Here is a 5996-nt window from a genome sequence, read left to right on the forward strand (position 1 = left end):
GTTTCGGAACAACTGAAAGACAATGCAAATGTTGATACGAAAGATGAAAAAGTTATTGAATATCTGGAGAAATCATCATTAAAAGATGTACCAAAAGAATTGCAAGCCAAAGTATTAGAGGTTAAAGGTGATGAATATACAGGAGCGCGAAAACAATATGCAGGTAAGCTCGGTAAGGGTGAATCCGTCAAGGCAATGCTATTTCTAGACGGCGAAGAGCTGTTTAGTAAGGAACAACTTCAGAAGATGGATGTATATGTTAATGGTAAAAAATACGAAGGTAGTAAGGGGGGTGAGCTAGATGTTCTCCCCAAAGGTTTGAGTGAGCAAAAGATTGAGGTTTACGGTGCGGATAAAGAACAGAATTATGCGCTATCAAAAACTTGGGTTTATGAGCAGCCGTATTCCGTGGTTAGAGGCTATTTTGGCTACGCTCGAAAAGACGGTAATCCTACAAGAGAGAATAGACAAAATCCTGAAGAGATTCCATTTGACTTTGCTCTGGGCGACATTAGAGGCGTGGCAACAGATGAAGACAAATTACCCAAGGCTGGGAGCTTTCAATATGAAGGTCGGGCATTTGGCGGTAATAGGGTTTTATCCAAAGAATCGTTAGATAACCATAATGGCGTATTTAGATACACAATTGATTTTGATCTTAGAAAAGGCTCTGGCTCAATTGAAGGAATGGAACAATATGGCAAGATCAAATTAGAAGAAGCTGCTATTGAGAGAATCCCTTATCGAGCGTCCGGCTTCAGCTTGGGGTTGAAAGACCAGGTTTCTTATTTCGGCGTGAACGAAGGGGTGGCTACGTCAGAGAAGGATAAGGAGATTAAAAAGTATCATTTGGGTATTTTCGGCGAAGCGGCTAATGAAGTAGCAGGTGCTGTAAGTCATGAGTATAAATATCAAGCTGTTATCGGTTTCGGCGGCGAGAAGAAATAGAGAAAGCACTATTTCTATTTAGTGCCGTTTGTCCGGGCAAGATGCCGTCTGAAGTTTCAGACGGCATTTTCTTCAAAAAACAGTCCGCCGAATCGAATACTGCCAAGCGGCAATGCAATACCTCAAAACAGCAATAATTTCTCTCAAAACAGTTGATTCTTACTGAACATAAATGGCCGTGCAATACGAAAAGAGAAATGGCGTTGCTGGGCATTTTATTTGAATTTGTTATGAAATTGATGAAATCTAAAAATATCTTTTTTATGGGATACCTAATCGCTTCGGCGACGTTTGCCGAGGATATCGGCGTGCCTGTCGAACCGATTAACGTCGGTAGTCGGGCTGCGATGCCGTCTGAAGGGGAAAGCCTCGCCCTCCTGCCGTTTGCCGAGGATGTGCCGCCGGTTCGCGATGCAATGCCGTCTGAAGTCCCTAAAAGTGTGGCAGGCGGCGATGTTCGAGGCGACCGGATGGGAATGCAGATTAACTGGGCGTTGTTGGCGCGCGACTGGGCGGCACTGAAACGCCTGTTGCCCCAATATGCCGAACAGCCGAAATATGATACGGTGCTGTACCGTTATGCCCTCGGCGCGTTATACCGCAGCGAGATGCGGCAGGGCGAGGCAGCCGATCTATACCGTGAGTTGTTGTCGGAAAGGCCTGACCTTGTTTATCCCCGTTTTGATTTGGGCGTGATGCTGTTTGAAGACAAACAATATCGTGAGGCATTGGTTCAGTTGCACCGGGTCGAGGAGGCGTTGCCGCCCGATATGCGGCAGCTTGCACGGGAATATATCCGTCAGGCGGAAGCGGTGCAGGCGTGGCATCCTTCGTTCAATATGAATTACGAACAAACAGATAATGTAAACAATGCTTCCCCTTCACGGAACATCATCCTCAACGGCCGGAAATGGACAAAATCAGAAGACAGCCTGCCCAAACGCGCCAACGGGATAAGGTACGAACTGGGCGTTGATCGGATGTTTAACATTGCAGGCAATCACTTTGCCCGCTTAGGCATCAGCGGTTCCGGTGTGCATTATTGGAATGCCCGGGATTTTAGCGAACAGGCGTTTCATGCCGAAGTAGGCTACCGTTATCGGAATAGCCGTCTAGAGTGGGGATTCCGGCCCTTTGTCGAACAAAACTGGCTGGGCAATAACCGTTATACGGCAAATACGGGTATTGCGTTGGATTACAGCCGCCGTCTGAATGAAAAATGGCGCAGCACCCAATCTCTCCAGTACGGCCGCAAACAATACCATGACGAATATTTGGCAAAACGTTACAACAGTAAAACGATTTCAGTCAGCAGTACGCTCAGCTATTACGCTATGCCGGCTTGGCAGTTGTACGGAGGTATTAGCGGTATGTTTGATAATACTGTGGAGAAAGAGCAGGCTTCACGGCGTTATGGTGTAAGTTTGGGTACGGTGAAAATATTAGACGGCGGTCTTGGACTGAAGTTGGGTGCGGGTTACACGAAACGGATATTTAAAGCCCCTGCAACATTAATTTACAATTTTACTCGGCGTGATGATGAATATCGGATGAGCGCGGCTTTATGGCATAAAAAACTGTCGTGGAAAGGATTTACACCCCAAATAAATTTCCGTTACAACAAGATCAACAGCAATATGCCCGCCTTTTATTCGCGCAGCGGCAAGGAATGGTTTGTCAGTATAGAAAAAACGTATTGACAGTATTTTCTTCAGCCGTCCGACTGATTGTGAGGGAAGTCGGTAAATATTTATCGGCAAACAAGAAAATCATCTTTCTTCTTGTCGTTATGCTTGACTGTATGCTTGCAATAAAAATATAATTCCACTCTTGCCGACATGGTGTCGGCAAGTATTTAACTCAACAGGACGAGAAAATATGCCAACTATCAACCAATTGGTACGCAAAGGCCGTCAAAAGCCCGTGTACGTAAACAAAGTGCCCGCACTGGAAGCCTGCCCGCAAAAACGCGGCGTGTGCACCCGTGTATACACGACTACCCCTAAAAAACCTAACTCTGCATTGCGTAAGGTATGTAAAGTTCGCCTGACCAACGGTTTTGAAGTCATTTCATATATCGGCGGTGAAGGCCACAACCTGCAAGAGCACAGCGTCGTACTGATTCGCGGCGGTCGTGTAAAAGACTTGCCGGGTGTGCGTTACCACACTGTACGCGGTTCTTTGGATACTGCAGGTGTTAAAGACCGTAAACAAGCCCGTTCTAAATACGGTGCTAAGCGTCCTAAATAATTACCGGGACTCAAATAGGCACGTCGGCCGCCTAAGCTGAACAACGGCCGAGTAAGTGAATACTCAATTGGGTATTCATGGGAATTGACCCAACTGAATAGATTAAAGGAAATTAAAATGCCAAGACGTAGAGAAGTCCCTAAGCGCGACGTACTGCCAGATCCTAAATTCGGCAGCGTTGAGCTGACTAAATTCATGAACGTATTGATGATTGACGGTAAAAAATCTGTTGCAGAGCGTATCGTTTACGGTGCGCTGGAGCAAATTGAGAAAAAAACCGGCAAAGCAGCAATCGAAGTATTTAACGAAGCCATTGCAAACGCCAAACCTATCGTGGAAGTGAAAAGCCGCCGTGTAGGTGGTGCAAACTACCAAGTTCCTGTTGAAGTTCGTCCTTCACGCCGTTTGGCTTTGGCAATGCGTTGGGTTCGTGATGCGGCTCGTAAACGTGGTGAGAAATCTATGGACCTGCGTTTGGCAGGCGAATTGATTGATGCGGCTGAAGGCCGTGGCGGTGCGTTGAAAAAACGTGAAGAAGTACACCGCATGGCTGAAGCCAACAAAGCATTCTCTCACTTCCGTTTCTAATCTTGAAAGGCTAATAAAATGGCTCGTAAGACCCCGATCAGCCTGTACCGTAACATCGGTATTTCTGCCCATATTGACGCGGGTAAAACCACTACTACAGAACGTATTTTGTTCTATACCGGTTTGACTCACAAGTTGGGCGAGGTACATGATGGCGCGGCTACTACCGACTACATGGAACAAGAGCAAGAGCGTGGTATTACCATTACCTCTGCTGCCGTAACTTCCTACTGGTCCGGTATGGCGAAACAATTCCCTGAACACCGCTTCAACATCATCGATACCCCAGGACACGTTGACTTTACTGTAGAGGTAGAGCGTTCTATGCGTGTATTGGACGGCGCGGTAATGGTTTACTGCGCGGTGGGTGGTGTTCAACCCCAATCTGAAACCGTATGGCGGCAAGCCAACAAATACCAAGTACCACGCTTGGCATTTGTAAACAAAATGGACCGTCAAGGTGCCAACTTCTTCCGCGTTGTCGAGCAAATGAAAACCCGTTTGCGCGCAAACCCTGTACCTATCGTAATCCCAGTTGGTGCAGAAGACAGTTTCACCGGTGTTGTTGATCTGCTGAAAATGAAATCCATCATTTGGAATGAGGCCGATAAAGGTACGACCTTTACTTATGGCGACATTCCCGCCGAATTGGTTGAAACTGCCGAGGAATGGCGTCAAAACATGATTGAAGCCGCAGCAGAAGCCAGCGAAGAATTGATGGACAAATACTTGGGTGGCGATGAGCTAACCGAGGAAGAAATCGTAGGCGCGTTGCGTCAACGTACTTTGGCAGGCGAAATCCAACCTATGTTGTGCGGTTCTGCATTTAAAAACAAAGGTGTTCAACGTATGTTGGACGCAGTTGTAGAATTGCTGCCAGCTCCTACTGATATTCCTCCGGTTCAAGGTGTTAATCCTAACACTGAAGAAGCCGACAGCCGTCAAGCCAGCGATGAAGAGAAATTCTCTGCATTGGCATTCAAAATGTTGAACGACAAATACGTCGGTCAGCTGACCTTTATCCGCGTTTACTCAGGCGTAGTAAAATCCGGCGATACCGTACTGAACTCTGTAAAAGGCACTCGCGAACGTATCGGTCGTTTGGTGCAAATGACTGCCGCAGACCGTACTGAAATCGAAGAAGTACGCGCCGGCGACATCGCAGCCGCTATTGGTCTGAAAGACGTTACTACCGGTGAAACCTTGTGTGCGGAAAGCGCGCCGATTATCTTGGAACGTATGGAATTCCCCGAGCCGGTAATCCATATTGCCGTTGAGCCGAAAACCAAAGCCGACCAAGAGAAAATGGGTATCGCCCTGAACCGCTTGGCTAAAGAAGACCCTTCTTTCCGTGTCCGTACAGACGAAGAATCCGGTCAAACCATTATTTCCGGTATGGGTGAGCTGCACTTGGAAATTATTGTTGACCGTATGAAACGCGAATTCGGTGTGGAAGCAAATATCGGTGCACCTCAAGTGGCTTACCGTGAAACTATCCGCAAAGCCGTTAAAGCCGAATACAAACACGCCAAACAATCCGGTGGTAAAGGTCAATACGGTCACGTTGTGATTGAAATGGAACCTATGGAACCGGGTGGTGAAGGTTACGAGTTTATCGATGAAATTAAAGGTGGTGTGATTCCTCGCGAATTTATTCCGTCTGTCGATAAAGGTATCCGCGATACGTTGCCTAACGGTATCGTTGCCGGCTATCCTGTAGTTGACGTACGTATCCGTCTGGTATTCGGTTCTTACCATGATGTCGACTCTTCCCAATTGGCATTTGAATTGGCTGCTTCTCAAGCGTTTAAAGAAGGTATGCGTCAAGCATCTCCTGCCCTGCTTGAGCCAATCATGGCAGTTGAAGTGGAAACCCCGGAAGAATACATGGGCGACGTAATGGGCGACTTGAACCGCCGTCGCGGTGTTGTATTGGGTATGGATGATGACGGTATCGGCGGTAAAAAAGTCCGTGCCGAAGTACCTCTGGCAGAAATGTTCGGTTACTCGACCGACTTGCGTTCTGCAACCCAAGGCCGCGCTACTTACTCTATGGAGTTCAAAAAATACGCTGAAGCTCCTGCCCACGTAGCTGCTGCTGTAACTGAAGCCCGTAAAGGCTAATCAGGAAAATAGGCCGTCTGAAAGGCTGAGATGATTTTTCAGACGGCATTGTTCTTTAATCGATCTTTATATGTAAAGGAATTAGC

Annotated in this window: 5 protein-coding genes; all 5 read left to right on the plus strand. The window is 47.1% G+C overall.

The features are described 5' to 3' along the window. The coding region (locus ACNAU7_RS10285) for a factor H binding protein domain-containing protein (protein WP_416302165.1) at nt 1–948 on the plus strand (948 nt) is incomplete at its 5' end. A gap of 263 nt (nt 949–1211) precedes the next feature. Next, nucleotides 1212–2648: a surface lipoprotein assembly modifier gene (locus ACNAU7_RS10290; RefSeq protein ID WP_416302166.1), complete on the plus strand. Its 1437-nt coding sequence runs from the start codon at nt 1212–1214 to the stop codon at nt 2646–2648. 178 nt (nt 2649–2826) lie between these two features. Beyond that, nucleotides 2827–3198, plus strand: a complete 372-nt coding sequence (gene rpsL, locus ACNAU7_RS10295; RefSeq protein WP_002218431.1) for a 30S ribosomal protein S12 — start codon at nt 2827–2829, stop codon at nt 3196–3198. 117 nt (nt 3199–3315) lie between these two features. Continuing rightward, the gene (rpsG, locus tag ACNAU7_RS10300; protein WP_002242159.1) at nt 3316–3786 is read left to right on the plus strand and encodes a 30S ribosomal protein S7; all 471 of its coding nucleotides are present in this window, start codon (nt 3316–3318) and stop codon (nt 3784–3786) included. A gap of 18 nt (nt 3787–3804) precedes the next feature. After that, nucleotides 3805–5910 (plus strand): elongation factor G, encoded by a 2106-nt coding sequence (fusA, locus tag ACNAU7_RS10305; protein ID WP_308076448.1) that lies wholly within the window; start codon nt 3805–3807, stop codon nt 5908–5910. Nucleotides 5911–5996 lie beyond the last annotated feature (86 nt).

The sequence above is a fragment of the Neisseria sp. LACPHL-SPEC-2024-00856 genome, assembly GCF_047915665.1.
Lineage (GTDB): Bacteria > Pseudomonadota > Gammaproteobacteria > Burkholderiales > Neisseriaceae > Neisseria > Neisseria polysaccharea.